14 protein-coding genes and 1 pseudogene are annotated in these 15,842 nt (G+C 67.1%); 6 read left to right on the forward strand and 9 right to left on the reverse strand.

The genetic code is table 11. The annotated features are described in order from the left end of the window. The 7 genes from Q0R27_RS00315 to Q0R27_RS00345 form a co-directional block, all read right to left on the reverse strand. Positions 1-302 (reverse strand): Maf family protein (locus tag Q0R27_RS00315; protein WP_293940021.1); only part of this gene is annotated, 302 nt, incomplete at its 3' end. Next, positions 302-547 (reverse strand): translation initiation factor IF-1, encoded by a 246-nt coding sequence (gene infA / locus Q0R27_RS00320; RefSeq protein WP_293940024.1) that lies wholly within the window; start codon positions 545-547, stop codon positions 302-304. The genes infA and Q0R27_RS00315, both read right to left, overlap by 1 nt. A gap of 138 nt (positions 548-685) precedes the next feature. After that, a complete protein-coding gene (locus Q0R27_RS00325) occupies positions 686-2,812 on the reverse strand; it encodes a sodium-translocating pyrophosphatase (RefSeq protein ID WP_293940026.1) in 2,127 nt (708 codons plus the stop codon). 197 nt (positions 2,813-3,009) lie between these two features. Then, positions 3,010-3,942 (reverse strand): thiamine-phosphate kinase, encoded by a 933-nt coding sequence (thiL, locus tag Q0R27_RS00330; protein WP_293940028.1) that lies wholly within the window; start codon positions 3,940-3,942, stop codon positions 3,010-3,012. 182 nt (positions 3,943-4,124) lie between these two features. After that, positions 4,125-4,568: a transcription antitermination factor NusB gene (gene nusB / locus Q0R27_RS00335; RefSeq protein WP_293940030.1), complete on the reverse strand. Its 444-nt coding sequence runs from the start codon at positions 4,566-4,568 to the stop codon at positions 4,125-4,127. Beyond that, the gene (locus Q0R27_RS00340; protein WP_293940032.1) at positions 4,565-5,506 is read right to left on the reverse strand and encodes an alpha/beta fold hydrolase; all 942 of its coding nucleotides are present in this window, start codon (positions 5,504-5,506) and stop codon (positions 4,565-4,567) included. Before Q0R27_RS00340 ends, nusB begins: the two co-directional genes overlap by 4 nt. Positions 5,507-5,693: 187 nt before the next feature. Next, on the reverse strand, positions 5,694-5,858 hold the full coding sequence (locus Q0R27_RS00345) for a DUF1674 domain-containing protein (RefSeq protein ID WP_293940034.1): 165 nt from the start codon (positions 5,856-5,858) through the stop codon (positions 5,694-5,696). Positions 5,859-5,887: 29 nt separating this feature from the next. On the opposite strand from Q0R27_RS00345, the gene Q0R27_RS00350 reads away from it, so the two are divergent. The 4 genes from Q0R27_RS00350 to purH are packed head-to-tail and all read left to right on the forward strand — an operon-like array spanning position 5,888 to position 11,088. Beyond that, the gene (locus tag Q0R27_RS00350; protein WP_347716575.1) at positions 5,888-7,159 is read left to right on the forward strand and encodes an RsmB/NOP family class I SAM-dependent RNA methyltransferase; all 1,272 of its coding nucleotides are present in this window, start codon (positions 5,888-5,890) and stop codon (positions 7,157-7,159) included. A gap of 16 nt (positions 7,160-7,175) precedes the next feature. Next, a complete protein-coding gene (gene rpe, locus Q0R27_RS00355) occupies positions 7,176-7,832 on the forward strand; it encodes a ribulose-phosphate 3-epimerase (RefSeq protein WP_293940038.1) in 657 nt (218 codons plus the stop codon). Continuing rightward, positions 7,829-9,484, forward strand: coding sequence for a heparinase II/III family protein (locus tag Q0R27_RS00360; RefSeq protein WP_293940040.1), 1,656 nt, complete (start codon positions 7,829-7,831; stop codon positions 9,482-9,484). The genes rpe and Q0R27_RS00360 overlap by 4 nt, the downstream gene beginning before the upstream one ends. A gap of 17 nt (positions 9,485-9,501) precedes the next feature. Further along, positions 9,502-11,088, forward strand: a complete 1,587-nt coding sequence (purH, locus tag Q0R27_RS00365; protein WP_293940042.1) for a bifunctional phosphoribosylaminoimidazolecarboxamide formyltransferase/IMP cyclohydrolase — start codon at positions 9,502-9,504, stop codon at positions 11,086-11,088. A gap of 9 nt (positions 11,089-11,097) precedes the next feature. On the opposite strand, the gene Q0R27_RS00370 is transcribed toward purH, so the two are convergent. Together Q0R27_RS00370 and polA are read right to left on the reverse strand one after the other, a co-directional pair. After that, positions 11,098-12,654 (reverse strand): lipopolysaccharide biosynthesis protein, encoded by a 1,557-nt coding sequence (locus Q0R27_RS00370; protein WP_366079563.1) that lies wholly within the window; start codon positions 12,652-12,654, stop codon positions 11,098-11,100. Next, on the reverse strand, positions 12,651-15,428 hold the full coding sequence (polA, locus tag Q0R27_RS00375; protein WP_293940044.1) for a DNA polymerase I: 2,778 nt from the start codon (positions 15,426-15,428) through the stop codon (positions 12,651-12,653). The genes Q0R27_RS00370 and polA overlap by 4 nt, the downstream gene beginning before the upstream one ends. Positions 15,429-15,488: 60 nt before the next feature. Here polA and Q0R27_RS00380 point away from each other — a divergent pair, with 60 nt between their 5' ends. Further along, complete coding sequence (locus Q0R27_RS00380; RefSeq protein ID WP_293940046.1) at positions 15,489-15,668, forward strand: hypothetical protein; 180 nt, start codon at positions 15,489-15,491, stop codon at positions 15,666-15,668. A gap of 97 nt (positions 15,669-15,765) precedes the next feature. Continuing rightward, a pseudogene (locus tag Q0R27_RS00385) lies at positions 15,766-15,842 on the forward strand (IS5/IS1182 family transposase); the annotation flags it as partial.

Consider the following 15,842-nt stretch of genomic DNA (forward strand, 5'->3'; position numbering starts at 1 on the left):
CGGTGCCGCCGTCCCGACAGCAGCGCGAGGCATTGCCGCTCGGTTGCCTCATCCTCGACCTTGGGCAGGATCCGCCGACCGACCGCGACTACCGTATCGGCGCCGAGCACCAGCGCGTCGGGATGCCTCGCCGCGACCGCCTCGGCCTTCTCGATCGCCAGCCGCAGCGCATGGGCGCGCGGCAATTCGCCACGCAGCACAATCTCGTCGATGTCGGCGGGGTCGATCGCGTCGGGGGTGATGCCGATCCGGGCGAGCAGTTCGAGGCGGCGCGGGCTCGCCGAGGCGAGGATCAGCCGCATCAGTAGCCGGGCGGGCGTTCGCGTCCGGGCATGAAGCGGTAGGTGATCCGCCCCTTGGTCAGGTCGTAGGGGGTCAGTTCGACCAGCACCTCGTCGCCGGTCAGCACGCGGATGCGGTTCTTGCGCATCTTGCCGGCGGTATGTCCCAAAACCTCATGACCGTTCTCGAGCGTCACGCGGAACATCGCGTTGGGCAGCAGCTCGGCGATCCGTCCGCGCATTTCGAGAAGTTCTTCCTTGGCCATGCAATTCCTGAAGTTGGTCTGTGGGTGTGGTGCGGTGAAGCACTGTGAAGCTGTGCGCCCCTTAACGACAAGTCGCGTAGAAGGAAAGACGGGCGGGAAGTCGCCCTCCCGCCCGTCCCAAGCGCGATGTTCGTGAACTTAGTGGACCGCCCCTCCGGCCAGCGCGGCGAGCAGCAGCAGCGCGACGATGTTGGTGATCTTGATCATCGGATTGACCGCCGGACCCGCGGTATCCTTGTACGGATCGCCGACCGTGTCGCCGGTCACCGCGGCCTTGTGGGCCTCGCTGCCCTTGCCGCCGTAATGGCCGTCCTCGATATACTTCTTGGCATTGTCCCACGCGCCACCGCCCGAGGTCATCGAAATCGCGATGAACAGCCCCGAGACGATCACGCCCAGCAACAGCGCGCCCAACGCCGCAAAGCCATTGTCGCGCCCACCGACCGCGCCGATCACGAAGAACACCACGATCGGGGCAAGCACCGGCAGCAGCGACGGCAGAATCATCTCGCGGATCGCCGCCTTGGTGACAAGGTCGACGGTGCGGGCATAATCGGGCCGCGACGTGCCATCCATGATGCCCGGGTTGTTGCGGAACTGCTCGCGCACTTCCTCGACCACCGCGCCGGCGGCACGGCCGACCGCGGTCATCCCCATCGCTCCGAACAGGTTGGGCAGCAGCGCCCCGAGCAGCAGCCCGACGATGACGTAGGGGTTGGACAGGCTGAACATCGTCTCGAGGGGAGTAACGATGCCAAGCGGCCCGGCGAACTCCTTCAAGTCCGCCGTATAGGCCCCGAACAGGACCAGCGCGGCAAGGCCGGCCGAACCGATCGCATAGCCCTTGGTCACCGCCTTGGTGGTGTTGCCGACCGCGTCGAGCGCGTCGGTGCGAACGCGGACGCCTGCCTCCATGTCCGCCATTTCGGCGATGCCGCCGGCATTGTCGGTGACCGGCCCATAGGCGTCGAGCGCGACGACCATGCCCGCCAGTGCCAGCATCGCCGAGGCGGCGAACGCCACCCCGAGCGGACCCGCGAGCTTGTAGCTGACAATCACGCCGGTGACGATCACCAACGTCGGCAACACGGTCGATTCAAGGCTGATCGCAAGGCCCTGGATGACGTTGGTGCCGTGCCCGGTCTGCGACGCCGCGGCGATCGACTTGACCGGGCGATAGTTGGTGCCGGTGTAATATTCGGTGATCCACACGATCAGTGCGGTCACGACGAGCCCGACGTACGATGCCCAGACGAGGTTCATCGCCGAGAAGGACAGGCCGGCCTTGGTCGTGATGGTCTGCGCCATGTCGCCGCCGAGCGACAACCAGAACGCCCCGTAGATCGCCGGGACCGCCAGGATCGTGGTCGTCCAGAACCCCTTGTACAGGGCCCCCATGATCGACTCCTTGGTGCCCAGCCTGACCATGTAAGTGCCGATGATCGAGGTAATGATGCACACCCCGCCGATCAGCAGCGGCAGCACCATCAACGCGAGCAGGATCGGCGACGCGCCGAGCGCCAGCGCGATCGAGACCATCGTGATGCCGACGGTGACGACATAGGTTTCGAACAGGTCGGCGGCCATGCCGGCGCAGTCGCCGACATTGTCACCGACGTTGTCGGCGATGACCGCGGGGTTGCGGGGGTCGTCCTCGGGGATGCCGGCCTCGACCTTGCCGACGAGATCGGCGCCGACGTCGGCCGCCTTGGTGAAGATGCCGCCGCCCAGCCGCGCGAAGATCGACACGAGGCTCGCGCCCAGTGCCAGCGCGGTCAGCGCGGTAACGACCTTGCGGTCATCCGGCGCAAGACCCATGGGCCCGATAAGGTACCAGAACAGCCCGCAGATCGCGAGCAACGCCAGCCCGGCGACGAGCATCCCGGTGACTGCGCCCGAGCGAAATGCGACCGTCAGTCCCTTCTGGAGCGAGGTCCGTGCCGCCTCGGCGGTGCGGACATTGGCGCGGACCGAGATGTTCATCCCGATGAACCCGGCCGCGCCCGACAGCAGCGCGCCGATGACGAACGCCGCGGCGCTCATCCCGCCAAGGAAGAAGTAGACCAGCGCGGCGACGATCACGCCGACCACGGTGATCGTGGCATACTGGCGGCGCAGATAGGCCGAGGCGCCTTCCTGGATGGCGGCCGCGACTTCCTTCATCCGGTCGTTGCCGGCGGATTCGCGCAGCACCTGCTGGCTGGTTATAAAACCGTAGAGCAGCGCGAGCAGCCCGCAGGCCATGGCGATGAAAAGCAGGTTCATGTCTGGCAAAGTCCCCTGAACGCAGGCCGGTCCGATGAGTGGCGGGCCTTCTTTGGGGCGTTTTCTAGGGTGCGGATGCGGTCCCCGCAAGAGGGCTCGGCATTAGCCTGAGGGAGAGTGGGGCCTAGCGGAGCAGGAGCAGCGCGCTCGCCATACCGCACGCCAGTCCGGCAATGCCAATTGTCCAGCGGCGAAGGTCAGCTGCGATGTTCATGGCCAAGATGCTCCGGCAACTCCACCGGTTCGCCGTCGTCGATGAGCGCAATCCCCGCGCCCGCGACCAGTTCGCCGATCCGCACCATCTGCGCGCCTGAAGGTAAACACTTCGTTACCTTCGCTTTCGCGCCGGGCCGAAGCGCGGCAAGCAACGCATAATCGTCACCCCCTGTCGCTGCGAACAGCCGCGCCGCACGATCGTCGCCCCGCGCTGTCCGGAACGCCGGAGACAGCGGGATCAGCGCAAGATCGATGACGATGCGTACCCAGCTCGCCCGCGCCATCCGCGCGGCGTCGATCAGCAAACCGTCGGACACGTCCATCATTGCCCCGGCGTGCGGCGCGAGAGCCTGCCCCTCGGCGATCAATGCGCGCGGCTCGCGATAGGCATTCACGAGCGGTCCGCTCGCATCCGGGTCGGCCGTCAAAGCCGCCAGCCCCGCCGCACTGTCCCCCACGGTGCCGACCAGCCACAAGCCGTCGCCCGCCGCCCCACCCGCACGATCGGGCACCCGCCCGCTCGCGCGCCCGATCGCGGTCAGTCCGAGGACCCGCGGCGCTTCTCGCGGCAAGGCGATGGTGTCCCCGCCGAGCAACGGGCACCGGTATTCCTCGAGCGCCACCTTCAGCCCCGCCACGAACCGCCGATCCCACTCGCTTGTCCCGAGGCAATAGCCGAGCAGCACCCCGGCCGGCGTGGCGCCCTTCGCGGCAAGGTCCGACAGCGTCACCGCAACGAGCTTCGCCGCAACGCCTTCGGGCGGATCGCCGGCAAAATAATGAACCCCTTGCGCGATCATGTCGTGGGTCAGCACGAGCCCATCGAGCAGCGCGACATCGTCGTCGAACCCGCGTGCTTCCGGCGCCGTCGCCAGCGTCTGCAACGCCACAATGAAGTCCAGCTCGCCAGTCATTCTTTCCTTCCGTCACCCTGAACTCGTTTAAGGACCCAATTCTCGGGCCGAACGGTGGCCCGTGTCAGACGATGGATCCTGAAACGAGTTCAGGATGATGGCGTTCGGGTATCCGGCTCCTGGTCGATCGCTGGTTTCCAAGGCCGGTCGCCTGAGTCATCGTTCGACCTATCTGCCGCCGATCACCCCCGCGCGTCCTTCGCGACGGCGTCGAGCAACCCGTTGACGAACCCGCTCTCGCGTTTGTCGTAGAACGCCTTCGCGACGTCGACATATTCGCTGATGACGCTCGCCACCGGAACATCGGGGCGGGCGATCAGCTCATAGGTGCCGGCGCGCAGGATCGCGCGCATCGGGCGGTCGAGCCGCTCGAGCTTCCAGCCCTCCCCCAGCTTGGCCGTGACCAGGCGATCGATCTCCAGCCGCCGCGCCCCGACCCCGCGAACGACATCGTCGAAGAAGCTCTGCTCGGCCTCGGCGTAGGTCACACCCTCGATCGTCGCGCCGAGCCGGTGCTCGTGGAATTCATGGAGTAACGGCGCAATCGCGGTCCCCTCCATTTCCTGCTGGTAGAGCGCTTGCACGGCGGCGAGCCGGGCGGCGGAACGGGATTGCGATCGGGTCATGCCGGGCGCTTAGCCTCCCTATCCCCCACTAGGAAGGGCGCGCCAAGAAACGGGACTAACGCCGCCGCGACCTCTACCGGCGCTTCCCACGGCGCGAAATGGCCGATTCCGGGAAGGCGGACGATCTCGACCTCGTCGATCAGCCGGTCGAGCCCGTCGAGTTGCATCGGCAACAATGCGATGTCCTCCATCCCCCAAATCACCTGAACCGGCACATGGATCTTGGGGAAGGCCCCCAGCACCCACTCCGGGATCGGCACGGCCGCGCCCGGTGGCGGGATGACCAGCTGCGACGCACGATACCAGTTGAGCATCCCGGTCAGCGTCCCCGGCTTGCTCCACTCGGCGATGTAAGCCGCGCGTTCCGTCGGATCGATCCGGGCGAGGTCGATGTGTCTCTTGAAACTCTTGTCGAAGAAGGCATCGAACCCCATCGCCGCCACCGCCGCCTCGAATTCCGGGTTGCGAAAGGCGGTGATATATTGCGAGGCAGCGCGCTGGTCGGCGTCCTCGATCAGGCCCTTCTGGAAGACCACCGGGTGCGGCGCGTTGATGATCGCCAGCCGCTCGATCCGCGGGCCACTTTCGCTTCGCGGCGCCTTGATCGCCGCCGCCCACGCCGCCGCCCCGCCCCAGTCATGTCCGACCAGCGCAAAGCCGCCGATCCCGACCGCATCGGCGAGCGAAAACAGGTCGGCGACAATGCGGTCGATGCGGTAGGCGTCGACCTCCTGCGGGGCATCGGACCCGCCGAAGCCACGCTGGTCGGGCATTACCAGCCGGAAACGGTCCTCGAGCAGCGGCACCAGCCCGCGCCACGTGCGATGCGACTCGGGAAAACCGTGGAGCAGGATCACCGGCGGCGCATCCTCCGGCCCGGCGAGCGCAACGTTGAGGGAGACGCCGGTAGCGAGGGAGATCTTGCGGAACTCGGTCATGGATAGCTCACTGTCTTGGGCACCTCGGGGATCGGGATAAACTCCTTGTCATCCCCGGGCACCTTGGGAAATCTCCCCTCGCGCCAAACCTCCTTCGCCTGGTTGATCCGCTCGCGCAAAAAACGGGCGAGTCCATTGCGTGCTCCTCCTGACCTGCCTGCCATCTTGCGACGGGACCTCGCCTTCATCAAAAATCGATCGCGATGCCTTTTTTCTCCCAGTCGCCATAGCGGGTGGGGTCCTTGCGATCCTCCTCACCTGACGGCGGCGGCGATGTTACCGCTGCGGGCGTCGGCACCGGCGGGGACGGGGTGAGGTTCTTCGGCGGGACGAGAGTCGCTGGACGTTTCATGGAATCACAATTGGTGAGTAAAGGGCCTCGTGCCAAGTCCTATTCCGAATCCCGCGCCCGACGGTCTTCCCGCCCGCGAAGCCGCGCTGCGCATGCTCGATGGCGTCCTTCGCCGCGGCCAGACGCTCGAAGCAGCGGCGCAGGGCGGGCCGAGCCTGCCCCCCGCCGACCAGGCGCTGGCCCTCGCCATCGCCGGCGAAACACTTCGCCGCCTGCCCGACATCGACCTGATGATCGACAGTGCCACGCGCCTGCGCCTCGCCGACGATGCCAAGGCGCGGATGGTGCTCCGCCTCGCGCTCGGCCAGAAGGTCGGGCTCGGCACTCCCGATCACGCGCTGGTCGCGACCGCGCTGCCGCTGGTCGATGGCGGTCCGCGCCGGCTGGTCCACGGCGTGCTCGGCACGCTGCTGCGCCGCGGCGTCCACCTGTTCGACGCCCCGCGTCTGCCGGTCGAGGTCGAGGAACGCTGGCGCCGCGCGTGGGGAACCCCGGTGGTCGACGCCGCGCGCCGCGCCATTGCCCAGCGTGCCCCGCTCGACCTGACCTTCAAGGACGATGCCGCGGCCAGGGCATTTCCCGCCGCGGCCTCGCTCGCCACCCGCCACGCCCGCCTCGACGAATCGTCGAACGTCGCCGAGCTTCCCGGCTTCGAAGACGGCGGCTGGTGGGTCCAGGACCTCGCCGCCTCGCTCCCTGCACGGCTGATTCCGGCAGCTGCGAACACCGTCCTCGACCTGTGCGCCGCGCCGGGCGGCAAGACGATGCAGCTCGCCGCCGCCGGCCACGCCGTCACCGCGCTCGACCGCAAGCAAAGCCGCCTCGCCCGGCTGCAGCAGAATCTTGATCGCACGAAATTGCACGCCGAACTCGTCACCGCCGACGCGCTCGACTGGGCGCCCGGCCGCACGTTCGACGCGATCCTCGTCGACGCGACCTGTTCGGCGACAGGCACCTTCCGCCGCCACCCCGAAGTGCTCTACCGCGCCCGCCCGGCGATCATCGCCGAAACCGCCGCGCTGCAGGCCCGCCTGCTCGCCCACGCCGCCACCCTGCTCGAGCCGGGCGGCGCCCTCGTCTTCGCTACCTGCAGCCTCGAGCCCGAGGAAGGCGAGGCGATCATCGCCGACTTCCTCGGCGCGCATCCCGCTTTCGCCGTCGCCCCGCCGACCGAGGGCGAACTCCCGCCGTTCATCACGCCGACCGAGGCCGGCTTCGTCCGCATCCTGCCCGGGATGCTCGAGGAGGAGGGCGGACTCGACGGCTTCTTCATCGCGCGCCTTGTCGCCCCCCGCGATTAACGGCTAATCGGACATCATGACCTTCATCTCCCCCTCGATCCTCTCCGCCGATTTCGCCAGTCTCGGCGAGGAAGTCCGCGCGATCGACGCGGCGGGCGCCGACTGGATCCACATCGACGTGATGGACGGGCATTTCGTCCCCAACCTGACAATTGGCCCGGCGGTGGTGAAGGCGCTTCGCTCGCACTCGTCAAAACCGTTCGACGTCCACCTGATGATTTCGCCGATCGACCATTTCCTCGATGCGTTCGCCGAGGCCGGCGCCGACATCATCACCGTCCACCCCGAGGCTGGCCCGCACCTCCATCGCACCGTCCAGCGCATCAAGGGGCTCGGCAAGAAAGCCGGCGTGTCGCTCAACCCGGCGACCCCGGCCAAGATGCTCGACTATGTCCTCGAGGAAATCGACCTCGTGCTGGTGATGAGCGTCAACCCGGGCTTCGGCGGCCAGAAATTCATCGCCAGCCAGCTGCGCAAGATCGAAGCGATCGCCAAACAGGCGGCGAAGCAGGGGCTGACGATCGATATCGAGGTCGATGGCGGGATCGACCCGGTCACCGCGCGACAGGCGATCGACGCCGGCGCGACCGCGCTCGTCGCCGGCACCGCCGCGTTCAAGGGCGGGCCGGACCATTACCGCGCCAACATCGCAGCGCTGCGGGGCGGCCAGTGATCGCAGTGCCTGGCGCCGACGGTGGCGACGTCATCGGCAAACTCGCGTGCGGCTCGCTCTTCTCCCGCCTGTTCAGCGCCAAGAAAGAGCCGCTGCGTCTCGTTGCCGTCCCGCGCGACCATGTCGCCGGCGATCGCGCGCGCGGTGACGCGCTGCTCGCCGGTCGCTTCACGCTCGGCGCCAAGACGATCGACCTCGCCGACTTCGACTTCGCCACCGTCGGCGCCGACAGTAGCATCGCCGTATCGCTCCAGGGCTTCTCGTGGTTGCGCGACCTTGCCGCATCGACCGGTCGCGACAAGGGCGCCAAGCTTGCCGAAGCGCTGGTTGGCCGCTGGCTCCTCGCCCACGGCACCAGGGTCGACGAGGCGTGGCGTCCGGCGCTGTGGGGCGAGCGCATCCTGTTCTGGACCGCCTACGCGCCGTACATCCTCTCAAGCCGCGATGCCGGTTACCGTTCGGCGCTGCTCAACACCCTCGCGAGAGGCGCACGCCACCTCGACGCCACTGCCGACAAGGTGCCACCGGGGCTCCCGCGGGTCACCGCCTGGGCCGGAGTCGTCGCCGCTGGCCTCCTCGTCCAGGGCGGGGTCAGCCGAGTCGCTCGCGGCGAAGCGGGGCTTGGCCGCGCCCTGTCCGGTGCGCAGTTTCAGGACGGCGGGCTGATGAGCCGTTCGCCCGCCGAACAGGCGTTGTTCGTCGACCGCATGGGCCTCCTGCGCGCCGCCTATTTCGCCGCCAAGCAGAACCTTCCCGACACGCTCGAATCCGCCGCCGCCGCCGGCCTCGCCGCGCTCCACGGCGTGACCATGGGCGACGGCGCGCTGTCGAGCTGGCAGGGCGGCAACCCTGGCGACGCGGCGCGCCTGACCGCGCTGATCGAAGGCTGCGGCCTGCGCGCCCGCCCGCTTCGCCAGGCTGCCGGCTGGGGCTACCAGCGCCTGTCTGCGCTGGGCACGGTCGTCGTCCTCGACGGCGCCCCGCCGCCGTCCGCCAAGGTCGCCGCGAACGGCTGCGCCTCGACCCTCGCAATCGAAGTCAGCGACGGCGCGCAACGGCTGATCGTCAATTGCGGCGGCCCCGGCGAGCTGCCGACGACGCTATCCGACGACCTCGTCGCCGCGCTGCGGACCACCGCCGCCCATTCGACGCTGGTGCTTGGCGACACTAACTCGACCGCGATCCTGCCCGACGGCGCGCTCGGCAAGGGGGTCAGCGAAGTCCCCGTGTCCCGTTCGGAGGACAACGACTCGAGCCGCATCGAGGCCAGCCACGACGGCTATCTGAAGGGCTTCGGCCTGATCCACCAGCGCACCCTGATCCTCGGCAACGATGGCAAGGAAGTCCGTGGGCTCGACAAGCTCATCGCCAAGGGCCGCCGCAAGATCAGGGAAGCCGCGCCCTACGCGATCCGCTTCCATCTCGCTCCAGGGGTCGAGGCGACGACCACCGCCGACGGGATGGGCGCGATCATGCGCTCGCCCGGCGCGCCACCGTGGAATTTCCGCTGCCGTGGCGCGATGTTGACGCTTGAGGAAAGCCTCGTCATCGACGGACACGGCGACGTCCGCTCGACCAGCCAACTCGTCATCGTCGGCGAAATCTCGGGCCTCGGCGGCGAAATCGCGTGGCAGCTGCGGCGCTCCAGCTAGACGTTAGAAGGACCAGGATGACCGACCTCGTAACCGTCCGCCGGGCGCTCCTGTCGCTGTCCGACAAGAGTGGCCTCGAACCGCTCGCCGCCGCGCTCGTCGTCCACGGGGTCGAGCTCGTTTCGACCGGCGGAACGGCCAGGGCCCTGCGTGACATGGGCCATGACGTGCGCGATGTGTCCGACCTGACCGGCTTCCCCGAAATGATGGACGGCCGCGTAAAGACGCTTCACCCGATGGTCCACGGCGGACTTCTCGCGGTGCGCGACAATGCCGCTCACACCGCGGCGATGGACGAGCATGGCATCGGCGCGATCGACCTCGTCGTGGTCAATCTCTACCCCTTCGCGCAGACCGTCGCGAAGGGCGCGAGCCGTGACGAGATCATCGAGAATATCGACATCGGCGGCCCGTCGATGGTCCGCTCGGCTGCCAAGAACCATGCCTTCGTGGCGATCGTCACTGACCCCGCCGACTATGCCGAGATCATTGCCAGCCTCGCCGCGGGGGGTACTTCGCTTGCGCTGCGCAAGCGCCTCGCCGCCAAGGCTTACGCCGCCACCGCCGCCTATGACGTGATGATCGCCAGCTGGTTCGCCTTCGCCGACCAGCGCGAGCAATTTCCTGCCTCGCTGGCGTTCGCGATGACCCGCGGCGAGACCCTGCGCTACGGCGAAAACCCGCATCAGCAGGCCGCCTTCTATGCCGCCGCCGGCCCCGCCGCGAAGGGCATCGGCCAGGCGCGGCAGCTGCAGGGCAAGGAACTAAGCTACAATAATTACAACGACGCTGACGCCGCGCTCGACCTGATCGCCGAGTTTCGCGGCGCCGCGCCAACCTGCGTGATCGTCAAGCATGCCAATCCCTGCGGCGTGGCGTCGGGACAGACATTAGCCGAGGCCTATGAGGCCGCATATAAGTGCGATAGCGTCTCGGCGTTCGGAGGGATCGTCGCGGTCAACCGGCCGCTGGATCGGGCAACCGCGGATCAGATCACCAGCATTTTTACCGAAGTCGTCGTAGCGCCCGATGCCGACGAGGAAGCCCTCGCGCTGTTCGCGGCGAAGAAGAATTTGCGCCTGCTGTTGACCGGCGACCTCCCCGATCCGGCGCGCGCGGGCCTGATGGCGAAGTCGATCACCGGCGGCTGGCTGCTCCAGTCGCGCGACAATGGCCGCATCACCTCCGCCGACCTGCGGGTCGTCACCAGGCGCGTGCCCACCGAAGCCGAAATCCGCGACATGCTGTTCGCCTGGACCGTCGCCAAGCACGTCAAGTCGAACGCCATCGTCTACGCAAAGGACGGCGCTACTGCCGGCATCGGCGCCGGCCAGATGAACCGCCGCGACTCCGCGCGCATCGCCGCCGCCAAGGCGCGCGAGGCGGCCGAAATCTTCGGCTGGGACCAGGCTCGCACGATTGGATCGGCGGTCGCCTCGGACGCCTTTTTTCCGTTCGCCGACGGCTTGCTGTCAGCGGTCGAAGCCGGTGCCACGGCCGTCATCCAGCCCGGCGGCTCGATGCGCGACGCCGAGGTCATCGCCGCCGCCGACGAAGCCGGCCTCGCGATGGTCTTCACCGGAACGCGCCACTTTCGGCACTGACTCTTCAAATCAGATCACGTCATCCGCGACTTGGGCCGGCGCTGCGTTCGCGTGCAATTCCTCGATGTCGGCCTTCCTCAGCCGGAACAGTTCGCGGTCCTCCGGCCCGAAGCCCATGGTCCAAACGACCACGCCAAATGCCACCAGGATAGCCGGGATGCCGATGACCAGCTGCCATAGTTCTGGCAGGTAAAGCCGCACCGGGATCCCGACAACCAGCCCGGCGGCAGTGGCGTAGAGAATATCCATGCGCCAGCCCGACACCCGTGCGCCCAGATTCTTCCGGAGCAACAAAGACTTGGCGATCGAAGCGAACCCCAGTGCGAGGCACAGCGCAATCGCCGGCCCGGTCGCCTGGTGCGCCATGTCCCAGCCGATGTCGCGGATCCCCAGGATCAGCCCCGCGCCGAGTGCCGCCTCGAGCGCCAACATGATCAGCGAGATGACCATGTTGCGATGCCGGTCGACATAGATCAGCGCCGCCTCGCTCACGACCGCGGTCGCGGCGATCACTTCGGCCGCGAGCAGGAAGCCGAGCGTTGCCGTGCCACCGGTGAACCCAGATCCGACCAGCCCCATCACTGCTCGGCCCGGCATCGCCAGCGACAGCGCGATCCCGGTCTGCGCGGCGATGATCCAGTAGCTCACCTGGCGAACCTGCTTGGCGACCGCGAGCTTGTCGCCGTCGGCAATGTTGCGCGCGATCACCGGGCCGAGCACCGGCTCGAAGCTGGTTTTTAGCTTGGCCGGCAGCGTCGCGACCTGCTGCGCGACATAATAGATGCCGACGAACGCCGGGCTCAGGAACAGCCCGAGCACCGCGAGGTCGACCTTGCGCGACGCCCACTCGACCGCGTCAGCGGCGGCGAGCGGGGCATTCTTGCGCGCCGTCCGCCACGATCCGGCGAGATCGGGCGACCAGCCGTGGGGCACGCCGTAGCTGCGAATCAGCGGCACCAGCGCGGCGACCAGCGCGGCGACCGTCGAAATGACGTAGCTGATGATCAGCCCGTCCTCGAGCGAGATGTAGGACCAGGCGAAGGCGACGATGCTGATCGTCCACGGCTGAACCAGCGAGCGCGCGCGCACCGTCGCGCCGACATCGTTGCGATAGGCCAGAGCGGCGAGCGCGATGTCGGTCCAGGCGATCGCCAGCACGGTCACCGGCAGCAGCCAGTCGAGCCCGTGGACCTGACTGTTGGGGAACATCGCGCGCGGGAAGGCCATCAGCACCCCCATGCAGAGGATCGACCCGAGCAGCGACAACAGCATTGCGTCGGCGACCACGCAAGGGTGCGACTTGTTCGCATTGGCGAGCAGCTGGGCCAGCCCGCGCCGCAACCCGAAGGTGGCCAGCTGAGCCCCCAGCTCGACCGTCAGCATCGCATAGGCGAACCGCCCGAGAACCTCGGCGCCATAGATCCGCCCACCGATCAGCAGGAACGGAAGACTCCCTGCGAGCCGCAGGATGAAACCGAACGCGTTCAACCGACCGCCACGCGCCAGCGTCGCCATATCGGCGTCAGGCGGGACATTTTCATCGGGAACGGAGGCCGACGCGTTCAATGTGCTGCTCCCCAATGCGCGCCCGAGCCGACCTCCACATCGAGCGGGACGTCGAGGCGCAGCGCTGGCTCGGCGGCCGTTGCCATAACCCGGCGCACCACCGTTTCCGTCGCCTCCTGCTCGCCCTCGGGAACTTCGAACACGAGCTCGTCATGGACCTGCAGCAGCATCCGCGCACCCAGCCCGGCATTGGCCAGCGCCCCATCCATCCGGTTCATCGCGCGCTTGATCAGGTCGGCGCTGGTCCCCTGAATCGGCGCATTGATCGCCGCGCGCTCGCTCCCCTGCCGCAGATTTTGCTGGGGCGAGCGGATATTGGGGAAATGCGTCTTCCGTCCGAACAGCGTCTGGGTAAACCCATTCTCGCGCGCGAACGCCAGCGTCTCGCCGATGTAATTGCGGATTCCCGGGAAGCGCTCGAAATAGCGGTCGATGATGAACTGCCCCTCATCACGCGCGACCCCCAGGCGCCCCGCCAGCCCCCACGAAGAAATGCCGTAAAGAATCGCGAAATTGATCGTCTTGGCCTTGTTCCGCGCCTCCCGATCCGACGCGCCGAACAGTTCCTCGGCGGTCATCGAGTGAATGTCCTGTTTGTTGGCGAACGCCTCCTTGAGCTGCGGCACGTCGGCCATATGCGCCGCAAGCCGCAGCTCGATCTGCGAGTAATCCGCGCTCATGAGAACATGCCCCGGTTCGGCGACGAACGCATCGCGGATCTTGCGGCCAAGCTCGGTTCGGATCGGGATATTCTGCAGATTGGGATCGGTCGACGACAGCCGTCCGGTCTGCGCCACCGCCAGGCTGAAGCTCGTGTGCACCCGCCCGGTGACGGGATTGATCTGCGCCTGAAGTGCATCGGTATAGGTCGTCTTGAGCTTGGTCAGCTGGCGCCAGTCGAGCACCAGCCGCGCAACCGGCACCTCTTCCCCTGCCAGCCGCTCGAGCTCGGTGACGTCGGTCGAATAATGGCCGTTCTTGCCCTTGCGGCCGCCCTTCAGGCCTAGCCGGTCATAGAGCACTGCGCCCAATTGCTGCGGCGACCCGATCGTAAATGGGCCCTCAGCCGCCTCGTAAACCCGCTCTTCCAACGCTGCGATCTCAACCGCAAAGTCACCCGACAGTTTGGCCAGATAGGCGCGGTCGACCTTGATCCCGCGCCGCTCCATCCGCCCGACCGTCGCGATCAGCGGCCGGTCGACCTGCTCATACACCCGGGTCACTTGCTCCGCCGCCATCCGCGGCTTCAGCCGCTGCCACAGCCGAAGCGTCACATCGGCATCCTCGGCGGCATATTCGGTCGCCTGGGCGAGTGGCACCTTGTCGAAAGTGATCTGGTTCTTGCCTACCCCGCACAGCGACTTGAAGGTGATGCACTCATGGTCGAAATGGAGCTTCGCCAGCTCGTCCATGCCGTGCCCGTTGCGCCCGGCGTCGAGGTTGAACGACATCACCATCGTGTCGTCGACCGGGGCCGGATCCACCCCGCCTTTCGCGAACATCGTCGCGTCATATTTGAAGTTGTGGCCGATCTTGAGCACCGCCGGATCCTCGAGCAGAGGCTTCAACACCGCCAGCGCGACCTCGGGCTTCAACTGGTCCGGCGCCTCGCTCAGCAAGTCGCCCCCGCCATGGCCGACGGGGATGTAACATGCCTCGCCCGGCGCGACCGCCAGGCTGATCCCGACCAACCGGGCCACCACGCAATCGATGCAGTCGGTCTCTGTATCGACCGCGACGTAGCCAACGCTGCGCGCCCGCTCGATCCACCGCTCGAGCGCCGCGACGCCCTGCACCGTCTCATATTTCGACCGATCGATCTCGATCTTCACGGGCTCGGGCGCGGCGACCGGCGCGACCATCGCCGCACTGATTCTTGGCCCGCCCGACGACGTGCCCGCTCCGGTCATCCGGTTGGCGAGCGTCTTGAACCCCTGATCCTCAAGGAATTCGCGCAACGGCTCGGGCGGAATCCCGGTCAGCGCCAGCGCTTCCAACGGCTCGGGCAGCTCAGCGTCGCACACCAGCCGTACGAGCTCGCGCGACAGCCGCGCATTGTCGGCATGGTCGATCAGCGACTGCTTCAGCTTGGGCTTGGTAATCGCGTCGGTCCCGGCAAGCACCGCCTCCAGCCCGCCGAACTGCTGGATCAGCTGCGCCGCGGTCTTCGGCCCGATCCCGGGCACACCCGGCACATTGTCGGCGCTGTCGCCCATCAGCGCGAGCACGTCGCCGAGCAGCTCCGGCCCGACCCCGAACTTCTCCGTCACATAGGCGGAGGTGATCCGCCGGTCATTCATCGTGTCGAGCATGTCGATATGATCGTCGTCGATCAGCTGCATCAGATCCTTGTCGGAGCTGACGATGGTGACCTTCCACCCCGCATCCCGCGCCGCATAAGCATAGCAAGCGATGATATCGTCCGCCTCCAGCCCCTCGGTCTCGATGCACGGGATCGAAAAGGCCCGCGTCGCGGTGCGGATCAGCGGGAATTGCGGGACGAGGTCTTCGGGCGTCGGCGGGCGATGCGCCTTGTACTGGGCGTACATGTCGTTGCGGAATGTCTTTGACGAGGCATCGAGGATCACCGCCATATGGGTCGGCCCGTCCGCCTTGTTGAGCCCGTCGGCGAGCTTCCACAGCATCGCCGTATAGCCATAGACCGCGCCCGCCGGCTGGCCATGGCGATTGGTCAGCGGCGGCAGCCGGTGATAGGCGCGAAAGATATAGCTCGATCCGTCGACGAGATAGAGGTGGGGCTGGGGCTGTGGCATGAGCCGAGCGGTTTAGCAGGGACGGGCAACGATGCCACCCTTGGGACGAAGGATCAGAAGATGACCGAGAAGTTCGAACGCCACCGCCAGCCATGGACCAGCGACGAAATCCAGAAACTCCATCGTCTGGCGGAGAAAGGCATGAGCCTTCGGGGCATCTCGAAAGCAATGACCCGCAGTGAGGAATCGGTTCAGGCGCGCGCGAAGGCGGATGGGTTGAAGGTGTCGAAGCTTCGGTAATTGGCGTCCGATCGACCTTGCCAAGCATCAAGACTAGGGTCAGGACCCATTGATTTGAGAGGCGCGATCTGATTCAGGCTCCGCAAGGAGACGGAGCATGAGCAACCTGTACTGGCTGACGGACGAGCAGATGGCGCGGCTTGAGCCGTATTTTCCCAAGAGTCACGGCAGGCC

It is taken from the genome of Sphingomonas sp. (genome assembly GCF_025362505.1).
In the GTDB taxonomy this organism is placed as follows: domain Bacteria; phylum Pseudomonadota; class Alphaproteobacteria; order Sphingomonadales; family Sphingomonadaceae; genus Sphingomicrobium.

Bases quoted from the DNA above. Each gene is read 5' to 3' on its own strand.
- Q0R27_RS00345 (WP_293940034.1), bottom strand. From the start codon at position 5,858: ATGAAACGTCCAGCGACTCTCGTCCCGCCGAAGAACCTCACCCCGTCC.
- polA (WP_293940044.1), bottom strand. From the start codon at position 15,428: ATGCCACAGCCCCAGCCCCACCTCTATCTCGTCGACGGATCGAGCTAT.
- Q0R27_RS00325 (WP_293940026.1), bottom strand. From the start codon at position 2,812: ATGAACCTGCTTTTCATCGCCATGGCCTGCGGGCTGCTCGCGCTGCTC.
- Q0R27_RS00340 (WP_293940032.1), bottom strand. From the start codon at position 5,506: ATGACCGAGTTCCGCAAGATCTCCCTCGCTACCGGCGTCTCCCTCAAC.
- Q0R27_RS00380 (WP_293940046.1), top strand. From the start codon at position 15,489: ATGACCGAGAAGTTCGAACGCCACCGCCAGCCATGGACCAGCGACGAA.
- infA (WP_293940024.1), bottom strand. From the start codon at position 547: ATGGCCAAGGAAGAACTTCTCGAAATGCGCGGACGGATCGCCGAGCTG.
- purH (WP_293940042.1), top strand. From the start codon at position 9,502: ATGACCGACCTCGTAACCGTCCGCCGGGCGCTCCTGTCGCTGTCCGAC.
- nusB (WP_293940030.1), bottom strand. From the start codon at position 4,568: ATGACCCGATCGCAATCCCGTTCCGCCGCCCGGCTCGCCGCCGTGCAA.
- thiL (WP_293940028.1), bottom strand. From the start codon at position 3,942: ATGACTGGCGAGCTGGACTTCATTGTGGCGTTGCAGACGCTGGCGACG.
- rpe (WP_293940038.1), top strand. From the start codon at position 7,176: ATGACCTTCATCTCCCCCTCGATCCTCTCCGCCGATTTCGCCAGTCTC.